This window comes from Caballeronia cordobensis (assembly GCF_001544575.2).
Lineage (GTDB): Bacteria > Pseudomonadota > Gammaproteobacteria > Burkholderiales > Burkholderiaceae > Caballeronia > Caballeronia cordobensis.
In genome coordinates, this window is record NZ_FCNY02000006.1 from 237,370 (window position 1) to 257,755 (window position 20,386).

Sequence of the window (20,386 nt, forward strand, 5' to 3'; positions counted from 1 at the left end):
AAACAAGGTGGATTCATGCATTCGGACGGCCACGCACATCGCATCACGCTCGCAGCATCTGATCAAACGTACGAATGCGCGAGCGGCGATGTGATGCTGCGCTCGGCGTTGCGCGCGGGCATCGCGTTCCCTTACGAATGCAACGTGGGCGCATGTGGCAACTGCAAGTTCGAGCTGATAGAAGGCGAGGTCGATGTAGCCTGGCCGGACGCGCCGGGCTGGACCGCGAAGGACCGCGAGCGCCGCCGTTATCTCGGCTGTCAAAGCGCGCCGCGCGGCGATTGCACGATCAAGCTGCGTCCTTCCGCGCAATACGCACCGAGGCACGCGCCGCGCCGCGTGAGCGCCACGCTCAGCGAGCGCCGCGCGATCACGCATGACATCGAGGAATTCCGCTTCACGCTGTCGGGCGACATGCCTTTCGAGCCGGGCCAGTATGCGCTTCTGATGCTGCCTGGCGTCGAAGGCCCGCGCGCGTACTCCATGAGCAATATCGCCGATGACACGGCCGGCCCGCGCGAACTGCACTTTCAGATTCGCCGCGTGCCGAACGGGCAGGGCACGGGCGTGCTCTTCGACTCCATCGAGATCGGCACGCGCATCGATATCGACGGGCCTTATGGCATGGCCTATCTGCGCCGCGATGTGAAGCGCGACATTCTCTGCATCGCTGGCGGCTCGGGCCTCGCGCCGATGATCTCGATCGCGCGCGGCGTCGCGGCCGAGCCCGTGCTCGACGACGTCAAATTGCACTTCCTCTATGGCGGCCGCACGCCGCGCGACGTCTGCGGCCGCGACATGCTCGAAGCATTGCCGGGATGGGCCGAGCGTCTGCATTTCCAGGCCGCCGTGTCCGATGTCGCGCCCGACAGCGAAACCGCATGGGACGGCCACGTCGGCTTCGTGCACACGGTGGCGGAATCGCTTTTCGGCGAGAACCTGCGCGACATGGAGATCTACTTCGCCGGCCCGCCCGCGATGGGCGCAGCGATTCAGCGAGCGCTCGTCGCGTTGAAGGTGCCGTTCGAGCAGGTGCATTTCGATCAGTTCTATTGATCCGCGCATCGCACTGAAGTGCGCCGCATGAATTCCTACCACGCTGCCAGGAGCAGACCTTGTCCAAACTGAGACTCACCTTCGGATGCTGGAATTACGACCGCACGCGCGCATTGATGGACGGCAGCGTGCAGCCGGACGGCATCGATCTCAACTATCTGAACATGCCGGTGGAAGAGACGTTCTTTCGCATGCTGCGGCATCACGAGTTCGATGCATCGGAGATGTCGCTGTCGTCGTACACGATGTCGTGCTTTCGCGAGCCGCGCCCGTTCATCGCGATTCCGGTGTTTCCGTCGCGCTTCTTCCGTCACTCGTGCATCTATGTGAATGCGGATTCGGGCATCGAAAAGCCGCAGGATCTGATCGGCAAACGCATCGGCAATCCGGAGTATCAGATGACCGCGCCTGTGTGGATTCGCGGCATTCTGTCGGACCATTACGGCGTGCCCGTCGATAGCGTCACGTATTACACCGGCGGCGAAGAGGAACCGAATCGCCCCGAGAAACTGAAGCTCGATCTGCCTTCGAACATTCGCGTCGAACAGATCGGTCCGGACAAGACGCTCTCGCAGATGCTGCTCGACGGTGAAATCGATGCGCTCTATACCGCGCGCATGCCGTCGTCGTATGTGAATGGCAAGGGTCGCGTGAAGCGTCTGTTCGAAAACTATATCGACGTGGAGCGCCAGTATTTCCGCGACACGAAGATGTTCCCGATCATGCATACGGTCGTGCTCAGGCGCGAGGTCTATGAAGCGAATCGCTGGGCCGCGCAATCGCTTTACAAGGCGTTGATCGAATCGCAGCGGCGCACGTATGCGGATCTCAACGAAACGGCCGCGCTCAAGTCGATGCTGCCGTGGCTGAATGCGCATGTCGAAGCGACGCGCAAGGAAATGGGCGACGATTTCTGGCCGTACGGGCTCGACCGAAATCGCGAAAATCTGCGCACGTTCCTGCGTTATTCGTTCGAGCAAGGTTTGTCGAAACGCCTGCTCGAACCGGAAGAAATCTTCGCGCCGGAAACGTTCGAGTCGTTCAAGATCTGAGTGCTTGAACACGGTGCGCCGCGCGTGCGATTGCGCGGCGTATCGTTCATGAAAGCGATACGCCCAGCAATTTGCCGAGGCCGAATGTGCAGCCCGCGGCGATCATCCCGATCAGCACTTGGCGCACGGCGGAAAAGAGCGCGCCGCGGCCGTTGAAGAGCGACGTGAACACGCCGATGCCCGCGAGCCCGAGGCCGCTCAGCACGATGCACTGCGCGATGCCTTGCGCGCCGCTCGCCCATAGAAACGCAATCGCCGGAAACATCGCGCCGATGGCGAACAGCGTGAACGACGCAAGCGCGGCTGTCCACGGATTGCCGCCCAGCTCGCGCGGATCGAGGCCGAGTTCTTCGCGCGTGAGCGTATCGAGCGCCTTGTCCTTGTCGCGCATGATCTGCGCGGCAACGCGTCTCGCTTCGGCCGCGTCGATGCCTTTGGCCTGATAGATGAGCGCGAGTTCGTGACGCTCCGCATCGGGCATGTGATCGAGTTCGTCGCGCTCTTTGGCGATCTGCGTGCGCGCAAGTTCGCGCGCGTTCGTGACGGATAGCCATTCGCCGAGGGCCATCGACGCCGCGCCCGCTATCAGTCCGGCGAACGCCGTGAGCAGGACCGTCTTGCTGTCGGTGCCCGCGCCCGCGACGCCCATGATGAGACAGAAGTTCGATACGAGGCCGTCGTTCGCGCCGAGCACGGCGGCGCGCAAGTCGTTGCCCGACGCCACCCCGCGATGCCACGACTCCGCCGCCGCAATCGCGCCGCCTTTGCTCAAGCCCTTGTTGCGGTTCGCCACTTCCTGCACGATGTCCGCGTGATGCCGCTCTTCCGCCGACATCTGCGCCGCATCGGGTTGCCCTGCGTATTTGTCGCGGTCCGCCATTTCGCTCGCGGCGACGGAGCGCAGCACGAAGTCCGGGCCAAACGCACGCGCGAGCGCGCGAAGCATGCGCGTTTTTGCACCGACCCGATGCGCTCGCACCGGCACGCCATTCGCCTTGAGTTTCGCGGCCCATATATCGGCATGGCGGCGTTCGGCCGCTGCCAGTTCCGCGTAGACACGGCGCTTGTCCTCCTGCTTTTCGGCTTGGGCAAGCGTATCGTAGAGCGCCGCGCTATCGAGTTCGTCGGCAAGATTGGAAGTAAAGCGCCTGAGTTCCGTCTGGGACGCCATGACGTCACCTTTTATCGTTCGTCTAATACTTTCAAGAGTAAAGACGAAGCGCATGTCACGGCGCTAATACCCCCACGATTCGCGATGAGTGAGAATGGAATCGCGTCTCATCGTCGTCATCGTTCAGACAGACGCGCTCAGAGGTCGAGCACGAGTTCGTCGGAGCAGGCGCGCGATACGCAGATCATGATCTCCGAGGCGTGCTCGTCGTCGTCAAGCACGAAATCGCGATGATCCGCTTCGCCCGCGAGCAGACGCGTTTTGCACGAGCCGCAGGTGCCCGCTTCGCATGAACTTGGCGTGTCGATGCCGTTCGCGCGCAAGGCGTCGAGAATGGTTTCGCCGGGCGCGACGTTCACGCATCCGCCCGTGCGCGCAAGCCACACCGTGAACGGCTTTTCGCCCGCGGCGTTTTCATGGGCGCTCGTGCCGAAGTCCTCGAAATGCACGGCGGAGGAGGGCCAGTGCGAAGCGGCGTCGCGCACTGCCTGCATCAGAGGACGCGGGCCGCAGCAGTAGATATGCGTATTGCCGGAACGAACGGCCAGGAGCGGCGCGATGGCGAGCGATTGCGCGCGATCGCCGAAATCGTGATGCACGCGTATGCGCGCAGCGAAATCGCCGGTCTTGAGTTCTTCGAGAAATGCCGTCGATTCGGGCGAGCGCGTGCAATAGATCACATCGAAATGGGCATGGCGCGCGGCGAGTTCCGCCATCATCGCGCGCATTGGCGTGATGCCGATTCCACCCGCGATCAGCAAGTAGCGCGAGGCATCGTGTTCGAGCGCGAAGTAGTTCATTGGCGCCGACACGTCGAGCCGCGCACCGGCGTGAACGTCGCGCGCCATGCTGACCGAGCCGCCACCGCCCGCGGTATCGCGCTTCACGGCGATCACATAGCGGTCGCGTTCGGCGGGATCGTTGCACAGCGAATAACGCCGCGCGATACCCGCGGGCGTGTGCACGAGCACATGCGCGCCGGCGGTGAAGGGCGGCAGCGTGGCGCCGCCGGCGTCGCGCAATTCGAACAGGAAGATATCTTCGGCGATCTCGCGCTTGTCCGTGACGGTGAGCGCGAGCATCGCATCGGTGGTACTCGATTGTTCAGGCATGCTAAGTGTATTCATCACAGTTCGATCAGGTAATCAGGCGGTCACGCGAGTGCGACCTGATGCTTCAGATAAACCTCTTCGCCACGTTCGGACGACGCGATCGCCGCCGCGCAGACTTCGAGATTCGCGAGCCCCCAGCGGCCATCGTGAATCGCGCGCTTGTGTCCGCTGATCGCGTCGTGGAATTCGCGCATGACGAGTTCGCGCGGCGAAACGTCGGTCGGCAGTTCGATTTCGCGTTTTCCGTCGCGCGTATAAACGAATAGCCCCTTCGGCGACTGGCGCATCTCGCCGCGCTCGCAACTCACGAGCGTCAGGCCGAAGAAGGGTTGATGCGGCGCGCTCGCGGGAATCGCATGGCGCGCGCGCTCGGCTTTCGCGCGCAATTCGTCTTCGAGGCTCGCAGGTTTTGTCACGTTCGCACGCGCGAGGGATTGCGCTGGAAACCCCCATTCGCCGATGTCGAAGCACAACTCCGCGCTCGCGAATCGGCCATAGCCGTTATAGACGGCCGTGGCGGCCGCGCCGTCGTCGAACTCGATGAACACCGTGTGCGCGCCGATCGCGCGTCGCTCCGGGTCCCAGTCGAAGGTCTTCGCGCGCACGCTGCGCGCCGCGCCGCCCGCGAGCAGGCGAATGATGTCGAACTGATGCGAGCCCTGGCGCAAGGTGACGCCGCCGCCTTGCGATGCATCGAGTTCGTCCGGGCGGCGAGGGCGGTAGATCCAGTCGGTGAAGCACCACGTATGCACCATGCGCACGCGGCCCAGTTCGCCCGAGTCGATGAGCGCGCGCATCGCATGAATCGGCTGGTCATAGCTGTGCGAATGGCCGGCGAGCAGCACGACGCCCGCGGCATCGGCGGCGTGCACCATCGCGCGAGCATCGTCGAGATTCGCGGCCATCGGCTTTTCGACGAGCACATGCTTGCGCGCGCCCGCCGCAAGCTCCACATGCACGCGATGCAGCGTGGTCGGCGAAGCGACATAGACCGCATCGAGCGCGCCGTGTTCGATCAGCGCGTCGATGCTCTCATACGCCGTCACGCCGAACTCGCGCGCGCCCGTCTCGCGCACCGTCGCGGACGGATCGGCGAACCCGGCGAACACGAAGCCCGGATGCCCGATGATGGCGGGAACGAACGCGCGCCCCGCCGTGCCGAAGCCGACGATGCCGATACGCACGGTCTTCGCTGCGGCGTTCGAGTTGGTCACAGTGAATCCTCGCTGAGTTCGCCATTGGCCGGATCGCGGCCGTTCTTCGGCGCGGCGACGTCGTCGGCGGCCAGGTTCTCGATCATCGCGAGGAGCGTGCGCCGCGTCGCCGCGATGTCTTCCTGCGTGATGCCCGCGAGCGCGATGCGGTTCACATCGATCGCATAAGGCACGAGCATGGTGCGCAGCGCGACGCCCTTCGGCGTGAGAAAGACGCGCACCTGCTTGCGGTTGTCGGGCAGCTTCTGGCGCGTGAGATAGCCGAGACTCTCCATCGTCTTCAATGCGGAAAACGTGGTCGGCTCGGCGACGCCCGCCTGCTCGCTCAACTGCCGCTGCGTGAGGCCGTCGGTCTGCCAGAGGATGCGCAGAAACGTCCAGTGGCCATAGAGCACCGAATGCTCTTTGAGACGAGCCTGTAAGGAGCGCGAAAAGCCGCGCGCCGCATCCTTGACGAGATGCGCCATGCGCTCTTCGGGCAGCGCCTCGCGCCAGTGCTTGAGCGTGCCCGGTTGCGGGTCGCGTGGAATCTTTTGCTCGCTCTTGTTCATCCTCTCACCTGTCTCCGGCATGCGTGGATGCCTTTTCGTAAACTTAGATAACTAAGTTAAATTTGTCAACGATCCGTATGTTAGGGTGAATCCGGATCCCGCCGTGCGACGGTCAATTACGCAAAACATCGCCTATATATAGAGCCGTATTGCGCGCGACGGCTTTTTCAGGCGTGCGCGATCCCACTTAGTACTTTCCATGATTTTTAAGTTAGGTACCTAAGCATAGTATGGATTTCAAGGCCGGCGGCGTCGCGTGCCTCCGGCGGCTTTCTCCAAACATACGGGAATCGATTCATGCTCACGGCAGAACAAAACGAAACATTGACGCGCATCGGACCAGGCACGCCGATGGGCAAGTTGTTGCGTCGTTACTGGCAACCCTTCGCGGCGGCATCGGAACTCGACGACAAGTGGACCCAGCGCGTGCGTCTGCTCGGCGAGGATCTCGTGCTCTTTCGGGACCGGCAGGGAAGGCGCGGCCTGATCGCGGAGCAGTGTCCGCATCGGCGCGCGTCGTTCGCGCACGGCATTCCCACGGAGCAGGGCATCCGTTGCCCGTATCACGGCTGGGAGTTTAGCGCAGAGGGTAAGTGCCTCGATCAGCCCAACGAGCCGGACAACTGCGCGTTCCGCGACAAGGTCGCGACCGATGCGTATCCGGTCGAAGAGCTCGGCGGCGTGCTGTTTGCGTATATGGGACCGGAGCCGCGTCCGCTCTTGCCGCGCTTCGACGGCTTCGTCGCGCCGGGCGCGATCCGCATGATGGGCCGCGCGCTTTTGCCGGTGAACTGGCTGCAGATCATGGAGAACTCGGTCGATCCGATTCATACCGAGTGGCTGCATGGTCATCACTATGAATTCCAGAAAGAGCAGGAAGGCGTGAAGGTGGCGATCAGCGCGAAGCACGAGAAGATCGCCTTCAACGAATTCGAATTCGGCGTGACGAAGCATCGTCTGCTCGCGGGGCATTCGGAAGACTCGGACGACTGGCGCATCGGTCATCCGATCGTGTTCCCGAACATGCTCGCCGTGGGCAATGGCGACGAGGCTTCGCGCTACTACTCGTTCCAGATTCGCGTGCCGGTCGATGACGAGCATACGCTGCACCTCTGGTACAACGCCTATCTTCCGCCGAAGGGCATCGACGTACCCGCGCGTCTCACCGAGCGCCTGCATACCTACGACGTGCCGTTCAGGGACGAAGACGGCGAGTTCATCGTCGATAACGTCGATGGGCAGGACATGATGGCGTGGATCACGCAGGGCGCGATTGCGGACCGCACGCGCGAGAACCTCGGCGCGTCCGATCAGGGCCTCGCGATCTATCGCCGCATGCTGCGCCGCGAGCTGAAGAAGGTCGAAGCGGGCGAAGACCCGATGGGCCTCGTGCGCGATCCGGTTCGCAACGCATGCATCGACTTGCCGAACGAACGCAAGAAGCACCACAACAGCGACGGTTTTTCGAGCTTCATGCTGCGCACGCACGCGAAGTATTCGCCGATCGCGCAGGATCTGGTGCGCATCTTCGAATAGCGGCGCACGTCGCGCTGCGGCGAGCAGAAAGACAGGCGGTTCGACTATAAACGCCCGGCCACGCAGCCGGGCGATCACCGGAGACTCGAGATGCGACCCACAAGCACCCGATCGCGTTGTCACGGCCGCTGTCGTGCCGCGCTGCAAGCTCAAGCGGAGGCGCGCTGATGCTCGACGCCGCCCTCCATGCGCTCACCCTGATCCTCGATCCGCTGCGTCTCGGGATCATGCTGGGCGGCGTGCTGCTCGGACTCGCGCTCGGCGTCGTGCCGGGCCTGGGCGGGATCGTCGGGCTCGCGCTGCTCATCCCGTTCACCTATCACCTCGACGGCTATACCGCGTTCGCGCTGCTGCTCGGCATGGCCGCGGTCACGACGGTGTCCGACTTCATTCCCGCCGTGCTGTTCGGCGTGCCCGGCACCGTGGGCGCCGCGGCCACGGTGCTCGACGGGCATCCGCTCGCGAAGCAGGGCCATGCGCGGCGCGCGTTCGGCGCGGGCTACGCGTCGTCGCTCGCGGGCGGCATCTTCGGCGCGCTGCTGCTCGCGCTCGCGATTCCGGTATTGCGCCTGATCGTGCTTTACATCGGCTCGGCGGAATTGCTGGCGATGTGCATCTTCGGGCTTTCGATGGTCGCGACCCTCTCGGGCAAGGCGCCGATGAAAGGTCTCGCGGTGGCCTCGTTCGGCCTGATGCTTTCGCTGATCGGTTCCGATCCGCAAACGGGCACGCTGCGCTGGACCTTCGGCACCTTGTATCTGTGGGACCATCTGCCGATCGTGCCGGTCACGCTCGGCATCTTCGCGTTGCCCGAACTCGCCGACATGGCGATCGAGCGCACCGGCATCGCGCGTGCGCAACCGCAGCCCGGCGTGCGCGCGAGCACGCAATGGGACGGCGTGATGGACGCGGCGCGTCACTGGTGGCTCATCCTGCGATGCAGCGGTCTGGGCGCGCTGCTCGGCGCGGTGCCGGGCATCGGTTCGGCGGTCATCGACTGGATGGCCTACGGTCATGCCATTCGCACCGAGAAGAACGCGGAGAACTTCGGCAAGGGCGATATTCGCGGCGTCATTGCATCGGAAAGCTCGAACAACGCGAAGGAGGGCGGCCATCTGATTCCGACCGTCGCGTTCGGCATGCCGGCGGGCGCGTCGATGGCGCTGCTGCTCTCGGCCTTCATCATGCACGGCTTCACGCCGGGGCCCGAAATGCTGACCAAGCATCTCGACGTGACGTACACGATCATCTGGACGCTGACCATCTCGCACATCATGGGCGCGGTGATCTGTCTTTCGAGCAGCAGCCTGTTTTCGCGGCTCGCGACGGTGCGTGTCGGCATCCTGATTCCGCTCGTCGTCGCAATCGTCTATCTCGGCTCGTTTAATGCGAGTCAGAGCTGGGGCGATCTGTGCTCGCTCGTGCTGTTCGGCGCGGTCGGCTGGATCATGAAGCGGCTGAACTGGCCGCGTCCGCCGCTCATTCTCGGGCTTGTGCTCGGCAGCATCTTCGAGCGTTATTACTTCATCTCTCACGAGATCTATGGCATCGGCCTGTTCACGCGGCCCGTCGTGATCGTGATTCTGCTTGCCGCGCTGTGGGTCGTGCTCGGCCCCACGATCAAGGGTCTGCGCAAGTCCTGGCGCACGCGTTCGGGCGCGTCGTCGCGCGCAGCGCTCGCGCCTTCGTTCAAGCTGCGGCTGCGCGGCTTCGACTGGCAGATCGTCTTCACGCTGATACTCACGGCCCTCGTGATCGTCGCGATGACGGTCGCGCGCGACTGGGCCTTTGCCGCGAGCCTCATGCCGATGACCTGCGCCGCAGCCGCGCTCGTGTTCTGCTGCATCGTGCTGATCGAGCAGTTGTTCACGCGTGAAGCGGTCAGCGTCGAAACGAAAGCATCGCCTTCGTTCGACACCTCCGCGCCGATGGGCGAGCTTGCGCTGGCCGGCGCGGGCGCGCCCTTCGACGCACTGCAAAGCCAGGGCGATACCGCGACCAACGCGATGGCAAAGACTCATGCGGGCTCGACGGCAAGCGCAGCGTTCGGCGCGCACGGCGATCCTTCGCTGCACGACGGCCTCGCATCGTCGCTCGATACGCGGACCATCTATCTGCGCGGCGTGCGCTTCTTCGGATGGATCGCGGGCGCGCTCGGCACGGCCGCCGTCATCGGCTTGCTGCCTGGCTTGCTGATCTTCATGCTGCTCGTCGCGCGCTTCGAGTTCGGCGAGCGCTGGCGCACATCGGCCGTGTTGTCGATCGCGATGACGCTCGCTTTATGGCTCGTATTCGGCCGCATCTTTTCGACGCCGTGGCCGCAAGCGCTGATCGGCGACTGGTGGCCGGCGCTGCGCCAACTCGGCGGCCTGGTCTGATGACGCATGCAATCACAAGACACCGGCGGCAGGATCGCTTTGGCCAGCCGGTCATCACTGGTGGAGACAAAACCATGAACGATCGACTCTCGCAGTTCCCATCGCGCACGGGCTTTCGAACGGCTGCACGCGCGGCGGCTTTCACGTTCGCGGGCATGATGCTGTGCGCGCCGCTCGCGAGCCGCGCGGCCGCCGAATCGGTAGCGGACTTCTATAACGGCCGCAATGTCACGATGACGATCGGCTATTCCGTCGGCGGTGGCTACGACACATATGCGCGTCTGCTCGGCAAGTACATCGGCAATTTTCTGCCGGGCAAGCCGACGATCACGCCGCAAAGCATGCCGGGCGCGGGCAGTCTGAAAGCCGTGAATTATCTCTACGGCATCGCGCCGAAAGATGGCGCGACCTTCGGCACGTTCGGGCGCACGATGCCCGAACAGCCGCTTCTCGGCGATGCGAATTTCGATGCGCGCAAGCTCACGTGGCTCGGCAGCATCACGAGCGACGTGAGTCTGTGCGTGACGTGGAATACGTCGCCGGTCAAGACGTTCAAGGATCTCGTCGACAAGGAAGCGCGCATGGGCGGACAGGGCGCGGGCTCCGACCCTGACGTGATCGCCTCCACGATCAAGAATCTCTTCAACTCGAAACTGAAGCTCGTCACCGGTTATCCGGGCAGCAACGAAACCGCGCTGGCGATGGAGCGCGGCGAAATCGACGGTGAATGCGGCGTGTCGTGGAGCACGATTCAAACGCGGCATCCCGACTGGATCTCGGGCAAGAAGATCAACATCCTCGTGCAGGTCGCGCTGGAGAAGCATCCCGAACTGCCCGACGTGCCGCTGCTTCTCGATCTCGCGCCCAACGATCAGACCCGCCAGGTGCTGAAGGTGATCGTCGCGAGCCAGGTGTTCGCGCGTCCTTTCGCGGCCCCACCTGGCCTTCCGCCGGAACGCACGGCCGCGTTGCGCCAGGCGTTCGAGCAGACCGTGAAAGACCCGCAATTCCTCGCCGAAGCGAAACGCATGGGCCTCGAAGTGCGCCCCGTTTCGTGGCAGCGCATGGACCAGTTGCTCGACGAGCTCTACAAGACACCGCCCGATGTGCTTTCCAAAGCGAAGGCCGCGGTGGGCGGGCGCTACTAGCCGTTTCATTACTCGAACGCAGGACGACACCATGACTCTCAACGAAGCAAAGCAGAAACTGATCGATGCCGGCCGCATTCTCGAAGCGGAAGGCCAGGGCGATCTCACGCGCGGGCACATTTCCGTGCGCGTGCCGGGCGATCCCACGCATTTCCTGATGAAGCCGCATAGCCACGGCTTCGACGAGATCACCGAAGACAACATCGTCGTCTGCAATCTCGAAGGCGAGAAGGTGAGCGGCGGCGGACGCCGTCATAGCGAGGTCTTCATTCACTCGGAGATCTTCAGGGTGCGGCCCGGTGTGACGAGCGTGATTCACGCGCATCCGACGCATGCGGTCGCGCTCTCGGCAACAGGCCAGCCGCTCGAAATGATCAGCCAGCCGAGCGTGCATTTCGCGGATGGCCTGCCGTACTACACGGACACCATGAACCTGATCCGCACGCAGGAGATGGGCGCGGGCGTGGCGCTTGCGCTCGGGTCGAGCAAGGCCGTGCTGATGCGCAATCACGGCGTCGCGGTGGTGGGGCGCTCGATCGAGGAATCGGTCGTGCTGTCGCTTCTTCTGGACAATGCCTGCCGCATTCAATTGCTGACCAAGGCGGCGGGGGGCACGGGCGAAACCTTCTCGCCGGAAGACGTGGAGCGTCTGCACGACGCCGTGACGCGCGCCGAGCAGTTCGCAATCAACTTCGAATTCCTGCGCCGCAAGGTCAACCGCGGCCTGTTGCATTCCCTGGTCTGATCCATGTACGCACACTGCAGGAGATTCACACGATGATCGGAAACCTCAAACTCTCCGTCGCGATGGGCGACTACGACAGAACGCGTCCGCTGCTCGACGGCCAGGTGCAGATCGACGGCGCCGAGCCCGTCTTCATGACGCTCACGCCCGAAGAGATGTTCTTTCGCGCCTTTCGCCACGAAGAGTTCGATATCAGCGAGCTGTCGTTTTCCAGCTATGCGGTGAAGACGGCGGAGGGTTCGTGTCCTTACGTTGCGATACCGGTGTTTCTTTCTCGCGCCTTTCGCCATACGTCCATCTATGTGCGCAGGGACCGCATCGAGCGGCCGGAGGATTTGAAAGGCAAGCGCATCGGCCTGCCTGAATATCAACTGACGGCGAATGTATGGGCGCGCGCCGTGCTCGAAGACGACTTCGGCGTGAAGCCGGCCGATGTGCAGTGGGTGCGCGGCGGCATCGACGAGCCGGGGCGCCCGGAGAAGATCAAACTCGATCTGCCGTCCGATATCCGTCTCGAAGCCGCGCCCGAAAACGACACGATTTCGGCGATGCTCGACCGCGGCGATATCGACGGCTTCATGGCGCCGCGCCCGCCCGGCTGCGCGGCGACCAATCCGAACGTCGGCTGGCTGTTTCGCGATCCGACCTCGGCGGCGAAGGACTATTATCGTCGCACGCGGGTGTTTCCGATCATGCATGTCGTGGGCATTCGCAAGACGCTCGTGGCAGCGCATCCCTGGCTGCCGGCCGCGGTTCTCAAGGCGTTCACCGAAGCCAAGCGCGTGGCGCTCGCGCGTCTCTCGGATACATCGGCGACCAAGGTCACGCTGCCTTTCGTCGAAGAGCAATTGAAAGCCGCGCGCGAACTGATGGGCGACGATCACTGGTCGTACGGTATCGAGGCGAACCGCGATACACTCGAGACCTTCCTGCGCCATCATCATTCGCAAGGCTTATCGAAGCGCCGCCTCACGATCGAAGAGGTCTTTCATCCGGCCACGTTCGAAACGGCCAAGATATAGGCGCGCCTCTCTTACACCGCACGCATCGCGATGACTGCCCATACGATCGACGAGGTATCGCCCGCCGCCGTTTCTAGCGAAGTGACACCAATCGGCACGCCGCCTACGCCCACTTCGTTCGCGCTTTTCAAAGCTTTCTTTTTCATTGGACTGACGGGCTTCGGCGGTGTGTTGCCGTGGGCGCGGCGCATGCTGGTTGAAAGACTGGGCTGGCTCACGAATCGCGAATTCGCCGAGTTATTGCCGCTTGCGCAATTGCTGCCGGGGCCGAACGTCGCGAACATCGCGACGGTGCTCGGGCGGCAATATCATGGCGCAAAGGGCGCGGCGATCGCGGTGTTCGCGCTGTATCTCGCGCCGACCATCATCACGATCGGCGTCGGCTACGCCTATGCGCGATGGGGACATGCGCCCGTCACGGCGCATCTTTTCGCGGGTCTCATGCCCGCGGCGACGGGGCTCGTCATTGCGACGGTATTGAAGCTCGTGACGAGTCTGCCGCGCGGCGCGGCGAGCATCGTGCTCGTGGCGGGGACGTTCATCGCCATCGCCATCATGAAGATTCCCTTGCTCATCGTGCTTGCCGTGCTCGGCCCGCTCGGCACGATCGCAATGCTGCGCCGCGCGCGCAAGGAGTGACGCGATGTGGAGCACACTCGCCGATCTCTTCGTGCATGGCGCGATCTGGTCGCTGCTCGCCGTGGGCGGCATGAATGCGACACTCGCCGATATCCAGCGCTATGCGGTCGATACGCGTCACTGGGTCACGGGCGAGCAGTTCGTCACGTTCTTCTCGATCACGCAGGCCGCGCCGGGGCCGAACGGCATGGCTGTCGCGCTCATCGGCTTTCAGGCGGCGGGACTCGCCGGCGCATTGGTGTCGACCGTCGCCAAGATCCTGCCTTCTTCATTGATGGCGTATTTCGTGAGCGCATGGGTGGAGCGGCGGCAGGATTCGCGCATCGTGACCGCGGTTCGCAAAGGGCTCGCGCCCGTGACGGTCGGGCTGCTCGTATCGGCGGCTTATGTGTTCGCGCGCGAAACCGATGTGAACCTGTCTCGCACGCTGTGCACGGTGGTATGCGCGGCGGTGGCGTATCGCAGCAAGCTCAATCCGATCTACCTCGTCGCCGCAAGCGCGTTGCTCGGTCTCGCGGGCGTGTTCGGCTGAGACTTCATCCGGCGAGCGCGGTATCGATACCTGCATCGACATCGACGACGATCTTGCCGCGCGCCGTGCCATCCGCTAGCGCTTCGTAAGCCCGCTCTGTATCGCGCAGAGCGAAACGTCTCGCATCGATGCGTGGCGTGAGTGCGCCCGCTTCGGCAAGCCGCGTTGCTTCGCGCAGCATCTCGCCATGATGCGCGCGATGCTGTCCTGTCAGCAGCGGATACAGCGTGAAGACGCCCGAATAGCTGGCCTCGCGAAACGACAGCGGCGCAAGCGCATGCGTGCCCCATCCCAGTGCGCTCACGACATGACCGAAGTGTCTGACCGCCGCGAAGGAAGCATCGAGCGAAGGGCCGCCCACCGTATCCACGACGAGATCGAAACCCGCGCCGCCCGTATGCGCGGCCACGTATTGCTCGACGTTCGCCGCGCGATAATCGATCGGCGTCGCGCCCAAACTTCGAATGTAATCGTGATCGCGCTCGCTCGCGGTCGCGAATACGCTCGCGCCGAGTGCGCGTGCGAGTTGCACGGAGACATGACCCACGCCGCCCGCGCCGCCTTGCACGAGCACGGTGCGTTCCGCCTGCAACCGTGCGCGATCGACGATGCCCGCATAAGACGTGATGAACGCAAGCGGCAAGGCGGCCGCGCTGCGCATCGAAAGATTCGCGGGCTTATGCGCGAGCAGCGCTGCATCGACCGCGGCGTATTGCGCGAGCGTTCCCTGAATGCCGCCGACGCCGCCCGTCATGCCATAGACCGCATCGCCCGGCTTGAATGCATCGACGCCCGCGCCAACCGCTTCGACGATGCCCGCCATATCGATGCCAAGCACGAGCGGAAGCGGATGTTTCGCGTGAGCCGCTTCGCCCGCGCGAATCTTCATGTCGAGCGGATTCAGCCCGCTCGCCGCGATACGCACGAGTACTTCGCCGGGCCCGGGTTCGGGACGATTCAGCTCGGTGAGCTCGAGCGGACCCTGATGACGATTTAGAACGAGTGCTTGCATGGTGGACATTGAAGGCTCCCGAGAAGATTGAACGTTGCTTGCGATACGTTCATACTCCGCCATGCAGCGAAGCATGTAAATCGACAAACGCGCACGACGGTCATACGAAAATGAATGGGTCGAATCTCGAATGGAGCGATGTGCGCGTGTTCCTCGCGATCGCGCGATGCGGGACATTGGGCGCGGCTGCGCGCATGATCGGCCAGACGCAGCCGACCATGGGACGGCGTCTGCGCGCGCTCGAAGAAGCGCTGGGCCATGTGCTGTTCCAGCGCACGAGCGACGGCTTCGTGCTCACCGACGAAGGCGCGGCCGTGCTCTCGCACGCGGAGCGCATGGAGGAAGAGGCGCTCGGCTTTACGCGCGCACTCGCGGGGCAGGAGGCCAAGCTCACCGGCTCGCTGCGCGTTTCGTCGTCGGACTGGTTTGGGGTGCATGTGCTCACGCCGGTCTTCGCGCGCTTTCTGGCGAAGCATCCGGAAGTATCGATCGAGCTCGTTACCGATGCGCGCCGCTATAACCTTGCGCGGCGCGAAGCGGATCTGGTTTTTCGCATCACGCCGTTCGACGAGCCGGACATCGTGCAGCGCAAGCTCATGCATATGGACTACGCGCTGTACGGCTGCGCGCATCTCGGCTCGCCCGAAATAGGCAATGGAGAAGGGCAGACGCTGATCAGCATGGATAGCGCGTTCGATCATTTGCCGGATGTGGTCTGGATCAAGCGCATGTTGCCCAGGGCGAGCATCGTTTTCGGCAGCAATAACCGCGAAGCGCAAGCGCGGATGTGCGCGCTGGGCGCGGGCTTCGCGGTCTTGCCATGCCGCCTCGGCGATGCCGATAAGCGTCTCGTGCGCTTCGATCTCGGCGAAGCGCCGCCGGGACGCGACGTATGGCTCGGTTATCACCGCGATCTGAAACGGGTCGCCCGCTTGCGCGCATTGCTCGATGAAACCATGAGCCTCGGCGAGCGATAACTTCGCATAGCTTTTGCATTTACGTTGCAACTAACCGTCTTTTTCTTCACCCGCCTTCAAAGGCAATAGCCGCATAACGAGAAAAAGCACGCCGGACTTTCAGGCAATGCAATAACAAATCGTTTCTTGAAACATCGCCATTCAAGCTCGATTTTAAAAGCGGCGCTACAATCCCCAAGCCTTAAAAGCCGACTGTCCCCACGCAGCCGGCCATTTGCGATATCCGCCGACACCACTTATAAGCCGGAGCGCTCATGACCACGCTTTCCATCAATGGCCAGACCCATACGGTCGATGCGCCGCCCGACATGCCGCTGCTTTGGGTATTGCGCGATATCGTCGGTCTCACCGGAACCAAATTCGGCTGCGGCATCGCGCAATGCGGCGCATGCACGGTGCATCTCGATGGCGCCGCCGTCCGTTCGTGCGTATTGCCGATCGCAGCCGTCGGCGATCGCAAAGTCACGACGATCGAAGGCATTGCCGCGACGCCCGCAGGCAAGAAAGTGCAGGAAGCCTGGCGCAAGCTCGATGTCGTGCAATGCGGTTACTGTCAGTCCGGACAAGTGATGTCCGCAGCCGCTTTGCTCACGACCGTCCCCGATCCCAACGACTCCGATATCGATGCCGCGATGGCGGGCAATATCTGCCGCTGCGGCACCTATCACCGCATCCGCGCCGCCATCAAGCAGGCCGCGAAGGAGGCGTGACATGTCGCAAGGATTGATCGAAGCGGGGCGTCATGCGGCGCGCGCAGGGTTTTCGCGCCGTGCCTTCCTCAAGTTCGGCGTGACGGCGGGCGTCGCTGCGGGCGGCGGCTTGCTGATCGGCTTCAGCTTGCCCGCTGCGAGTCAGGATCAAGGCAAGGGCAAGTCCGTGATCGGCGGAGATGGCATCGAGACGCCGCAAGAAGGCGTGTTCGCGCCGAATGCCTTCGTGCAGATCGACAAGAGCGGCAAGGTCGTGCTCATCGTGCCGAAAGTCGAAATGGGGCAGGGCGTCTATACCGCGCTGCCGATGCTGATCGCCGAAGAATTGAACGTGCCGCTCGACAACGTCACGATCGATCATGCGCCGCCCAATGAAGCGCTCTTCACGGACCCGCTATTGGGCGGTCAGTTGACGGGCGGCTCGACTTCCGTGCGCTATGCATGGGAGCCGATGCGCAAGGCCGGCGCGGCCGCGCGCATGATGCTCGTGGCGGCAGCGGCGCAGCAATGGCAATGCGATCCATCGTCGTGTCATGCGCAGGATGGCAAGGTCATGCTTGCATCGGGAGATCGCAGCGCGAGTTATGGGGAGCTCGCCGAAGCGGCCGCGAAAATGCCGGTGCCGCAGGATATCAAGCTCAAGGACCCGAAGGACTTCAGGATCGTCGGAACGCCGGTCAGGCGGCTGGATTCGCCGGAGAAGGTGGATGGCACGGCGATGTTCGGTCTCGACGTGCGCCTGCCCGGCATGGTGTACGCGGCGATCGTCAATTGCCCGGTATTCGGCGGCACGCTCGCATCCGTCGATGACAGCCATGCGAAAAAGATTCCCGGCGTGCGTCAGGTCGTGCGATTCGACAATGGCGTCGCGGTGATCGGCGATCATACCTGGGCCGCGAAACGCGGCGCGGCCGCCTTGAAGATCGAATGGAACGAAGGCGCGAGCGACAGCGTATCGACGAAGCAGCTCGTCGATGACATGGCGAATGCGTCGCAGCGTGGCGGCGCCGTCGCGCGCAAGGAAGGCAATGTCGATGACGCGTTCGGCAAGGCGAAGACGCGCGTCGATGCGGTCTATGTCCAGCCGTTTCTCGCGCACGCGACGATGGAGCCGATCAACTGCACCGTGCATGTGCGGCCCGATGGCTGCGATATCTGGCTCGGCACGCAAGTGCCCACGCGTATTCGCGATGCCGGCATGCAGGCGACCGGCCTGCCCGCGGACAAGATCTTCGTGCATAACCATCTGCTTGGCGGCGGCTTCGGGCGGCGGCTCGAATTCGACATGGCGACGCAGGCGCTCAAGGTCGGCAAGGCGCTCGGCGTGCCCGTCAAGGTGACGTGGTCGCGCGAAGAAGACATTCAGCACGACATGTATCGCCCTTGCTATTACGACAAGATATCGGCGGGACTCGATGCCAACGGCAAGCCGGTGGCATGGACGCATCGCATCGTCGGGTCGTCGATCCTCGCGCGTTTCGCGCCGCCCGCCGTGAAAGACGGCGTCGATCCCGACGCGGTGGAGGTTGCAGCCGATCTTCCCTACGATCTGCCCAATCAGTTGATCGATTACGTGCGGCTCGAACCGCGCAACGTGCCCACCGCGTTCTGGCGCGGCGTAGGCCCGACACGCGGGACCTTCGTCGTCGAGAGCTTCATCGACGAGCTAGCGGTGCAGGCCAAGGTCGATCCGGTCAAGTACCGGCGCGATCTGCTCGGCAAGTCGCCGCGCGCGCTCAACGTGCTCGATGTCGCGACACAGGCGGCGGGATGGGGGCAGCAATCCATGCCGCAGGGAGAAGGGCGCGGCGTTGCGGTGATGCACGCTTTCGGCAGCTTCTTTGCGGTCGTCGCGGATGTGGCGGTCGATAAGGACGGCGCGGTCGCGGTGAAGCGTATCGTATGCGCGGTGGATTGCGGCATGGTCGTGAATCCCAATACGGTCGAAGCGCAAGTGCAGGGCGGCATTCTATTCGGTGTGACGGCGGCGCTCTATAGCGAAATCACCATCAAGGACGGGCGCGTCGAGCAAAGCAATTTCACCGATTATCGAATGCTGCGGATTCACGAAACGCCGCCGGTGGAAGTGCATATCGTCAAAAGCACCGAAGCGCCCGGCGGTATCGGCGAACCGGGCACGGCCGCGTTGATACCCGCCATTACCAATGCTATCCATGCCGCAACGGGCAAGCGATTGAGGAAGTTGCCCGTCGGCGATCAACTGCGCAGCGCGTGAGGAGGCCGTCATGAGAAATGCATTCAAGCCTCTCGTTGCGGCGCTGTGTGCGTCGGGCGCATTGGGCATGATGTCTTCGGCGCGCGCGGCAGACGACGCGCTCGTCGCGCGCGGCGCGTATCTCGCCAAGGCGGGCGATTGCATTGCCTGCCATTCGGCCCCGCGCGGCAAGCCGCTCGCGGGCGGATTGCCGATGATGACGCCCGTGGGCGCGATCTACACGACCAATATCACGCCGGATCCCGAAACCGGCATTGGCCGCTATACGGAAGAAGAATTCGCGCGCGCCTTGCGCGAAGGCGTGGCGAAGGATGGCCATAACCTTTATCCGGCGATGCCGTATCCGTCGTATGCAAAGATCAACGACGAAGACATGCATGCGCTCTACGCGTATTTCATGCAAGGCGTGACGCCGGTGAAACAGGCCAATCGCGAACCGGACATGAAATGGCCGCTCAACATGCGCTGGCCATTGAAGGTATGGAATGCGGTTTTTCTCGACAAGGGCATTTATCAGAACAAAACCGGAAAAGATGTTGCGTGGAATCGTGGCGCTTATCTGATTCAGGGGCTCGGCCATTGCGGCTCGTGTCATACGCCGCGCGGCATCGCGTTTCAGGAAAAAGGACTGGACGAAAGCAGCGGCGCTTATCTGACCGGCGGCCTGCTCGATAACTGGTTCGCGTCCAACCTGACGGGTGAACACAATACCGGTCTTGGACGATGGTCCGAGCAGGATATCGCGACCTTCCTCAAGACCGGCGCGAATGCGCATGCGTCGGCGTTCGGCTCGATGACGAGCGTCATCACAACAGCACGCAGGAACTGAGCGACGCCGATATCGGCGCGATGGCGCGCTATCTCAAGTCCTTGCCCGCATCGGGCGGCGATAGCCGCGCGCCTTATTCATATGATGCGAAGGCGAGCAAGGTATCGCTGACGCGCCCGGCGGCAACGGATTCGGGCGCGCGCTTATATACCGTCTACTGCATGCATTGCCACGGTGCGGACGGCCGCGGCTTTGCGCCGATGCTCGCGCCGCTCGCGGGCAATCCGAATGTCCTGGAGAAGGATGCATCGTCGCTCATCAACGTGACGCTCAACGGCACCGACGATCTCGTGCTGCATGGCGTGCCCGCGCCTTATCCGATGCCGCGTTACGCGCCCGTGCTGAACGACAGGCAGATCGCCGACGTGCTGACCTTCGTTCGCGGCGCGTGGAATAACAACACGCCGGCGGTACAGGCCGAGGATGTCGCCAAGCTGCGCAAGGCGACCCAAGCGGCGCGCTAACA

At 63.3% G+C, this 20,386-nt stretch carries 17 protein-coding genes and 1 pseudogene; 13 read left to right on the forward strand and 5 right to left on the reverse strand.

Annotation, left to right across the window (positions count from 1 at the left end; translation table 11 throughout):
* Positions 1-15 precede the first annotated feature (15 nt).
* On the forward strand, positions 16-1,056 hold the full coding sequence (locus AWB70_RS13715; protein WP_053571537.1) for a 2Fe-2S iron-sulfur cluster-binding protein: 1,041 nt from the start codon (positions 16-18) through the stop codon (positions 1,054-1,056).
* Positions 1,057-1,115: 59 nt separating this feature from the next.
* Positions 1,116-2,108: a 4,5-dihydroxyphthalate decarboxylase gene (locus AWB70_RS13720; protein ID WP_053571536.1), complete on the forward strand. Its 993-nt coding sequence runs from the start codon at positions 1,116-1,118 to the stop codon at positions 2,106-2,108.
* A 46-nt stretch (positions 2,109-2,154) separates the two neighbouring features.
* On the opposite strand, the gene AWB70_RS13725 is transcribed toward AWB70_RS13720, so the two are convergent.
* From AWB70_RS13725 to AWB70_RS13740, 4 genes are all read right to left on the reverse strand, one after another.
* The gene (locus tag AWB70_RS13725) at positions 2,155-3,279 is read right to left on the reverse strand and encodes a VIT1/CCC1 transporter family protein (RefSeq protein ID WP_045461225.1); all 1,125 of its coding nucleotides are present in this window, start codon (positions 3,277-3,279) and stop codon (positions 2,155-2,157) included.
* 137 nt (positions 3,280-3,416) lie between these two features.
* On the reverse strand, positions 3,417-4,391 hold the full coding sequence (locus AWB70_RS13730; protein WP_235024239.1) for a PDR/VanB family oxidoreductase: 975 nt from the start codon (positions 4,389-4,391) through the stop codon (positions 3,417-3,419).
* Between the two features lie 41 nt (positions 4,392-4,432).
* A complete protein-coding gene (locus tag AWB70_RS13735) occupies positions 4,433-5,605 on the reverse strand; it encodes a Gfo/Idh/MocA family protein (protein ID WP_053571534.1) in 1,173 nt (390 codons plus the stop codon).
* Entirely contained in the window at positions 5,602-6,156 is a 555-nt protein-coding gene (locus tag AWB70_RS13740; protein ID WP_053571533.1) for a MarR family winged helix-turn-helix transcriptional regulator, read from the reverse strand. Before AWB70_RS13740 ends, AWB70_RS13735 begins: the two co-directional genes overlap by 4 nt.
* A gap of 297 nt (positions 6,157-6,453) precedes the next feature.
* Here AWB70_RS13740 and AWB70_RS13745 point away from each other — a divergent pair, with 297 nt between their 5' ends.
* From AWB70_RS13745 to AWB70_RS13775, 7 genes are all read left to right on the forward strand, one after another.
* Positions 6,454-7,692, forward strand: a complete 1,239-nt coding sequence (locus tag AWB70_RS13745) for an aromatic ring-hydroxylating dioxygenase subunit alpha (RefSeq protein WP_045461213.1) — start codon at positions 6,454-6,456, stop codon at positions 7,690-7,692.
* Between the two features lie 167 nt (positions 7,693-7,859).
* Entirely contained in the window at positions 7,860-10,070 is a 2,211-nt protein-coding gene (locus AWB70_RS13750) for a tripartite tricarboxylate transporter permease (RefSeq protein WP_053571532.1), read from the forward strand.
* Between the two features lie 74 nt (positions 10,071-10,144).
* The gene (locus tag AWB70_RS13755) at positions 10,145-11,218 is read left to right on the forward strand and encodes a Bug family tripartite tricarboxylate transporter substrate binding protein (protein ID WP_053571531.1); all 1,074 of its coding nucleotides are present in this window, start codon (positions 10,145-10,147) and stop codon (positions 11,216-11,218) included.
* A gap of 31 nt (positions 11,219-11,249) precedes the next feature.
* Positions 11,250-11,963: a class II aldolase/adducin family protein gene (locus AWB70_RS13760; protein WP_053571530.1), complete on the forward strand. Its 714-nt coding sequence runs from the start codon at positions 11,250-11,252 to the stop codon at positions 11,961-11,963.
* 35 nt (positions 11,964-11,998) lie between these two features.
* A complete protein-coding gene (locus AWB70_RS13765) occupies positions 11,999-12,985 on the forward strand; it encodes an ABC transporter substrate-binding protein (protein ID WP_085952690.1) in 987 nt (328 codons plus the stop codon).
* 30 nt (positions 12,986-13,015) lie between these two features.
* Positions 13,016-13,624, forward strand: coding sequence for a chromate transporter (locus AWB70_RS13770; protein WP_053571529.1), 609 nt, complete (start codon positions 13,016-13,018; stop codon positions 13,622-13,624).
* 4 nt (positions 13,625-13,628) lie between these two features.
* Positions 13,629-14,156 carry a chromate transporter gene (locus tag AWB70_RS13775; RefSeq protein ID WP_053571528.1) on the forward strand — a complete coding sequence of 176 codons (528 nt, stop codon included), beginning with the start codon at positions 13,629-13,631 and terminating at the stop codon, positions 14,154-14,156.
* Between the two features lie 4 nt (positions 14,157-14,160).
* Here AWB70_RS13775 and AWB70_RS13780 read toward each other — a convergent pair whose 3' ends face one another.
* The gene (locus tag AWB70_RS13780; RefSeq protein WP_053571527.1) at positions 14,161-15,177 is read right to left on the reverse strand and encodes a zinc-dependent alcohol dehydrogenase family protein; all 1,017 of its coding nucleotides are present in this window, start codon (positions 15,175-15,177) and stop codon (positions 14,161-14,163) included.
* Between the two features lie 101 nt (positions 15,178-15,278).
* Between AWB70_RS13780 and AWB70_RS13785 the strand changes: the two genes are divergently transcribed.
* The 4 genes and pseudogenes from AWB70_RS13785 (at position 15,279) to AWB70_RS13800 (ending at position 20,384) form a co-directional block, all read left to right on the forward strand.
* On the forward strand, positions 15,279-16,145 hold the full coding sequence (locus AWB70_RS13785; RefSeq protein ID WP_053571526.1) for a LysR family transcriptional regulator: 867 nt from the start codon (positions 15,279-15,281) through the stop codon (positions 16,143-16,145).
* A 254-nt stretch (positions 16,146-16,399) separates the two neighbouring features.
* Positions 16,400-16,855 carry a (2Fe-2S)-binding protein gene (locus AWB70_RS13790; RefSeq protein WP_014252580.1) on the forward strand — a complete coding sequence of 152 codons (456 nt, stop codon included), beginning with the start codon at positions 16,400-16,402 and terminating at the stop codon, positions 16,853-16,855.
* 1 nt (position 16,856) lies between these two features.
* Entirely contained in the window at positions 16,857-19,091 is a 2,235-nt protein-coding gene (locus AWB70_RS13795; protein WP_053571525.1) for a xanthine dehydrogenase family protein molybdopterin-binding subunit, read from the forward strand.
* Between the two features lie 10 nt (positions 19,092-19,101).
* A pseudogene (locus AWB70_RS13800) lies at positions 19,102-20,384 on the forward strand (c-type cytochrome).
* Positions 20,385-20,386 lie beyond the last annotated feature (2 nt).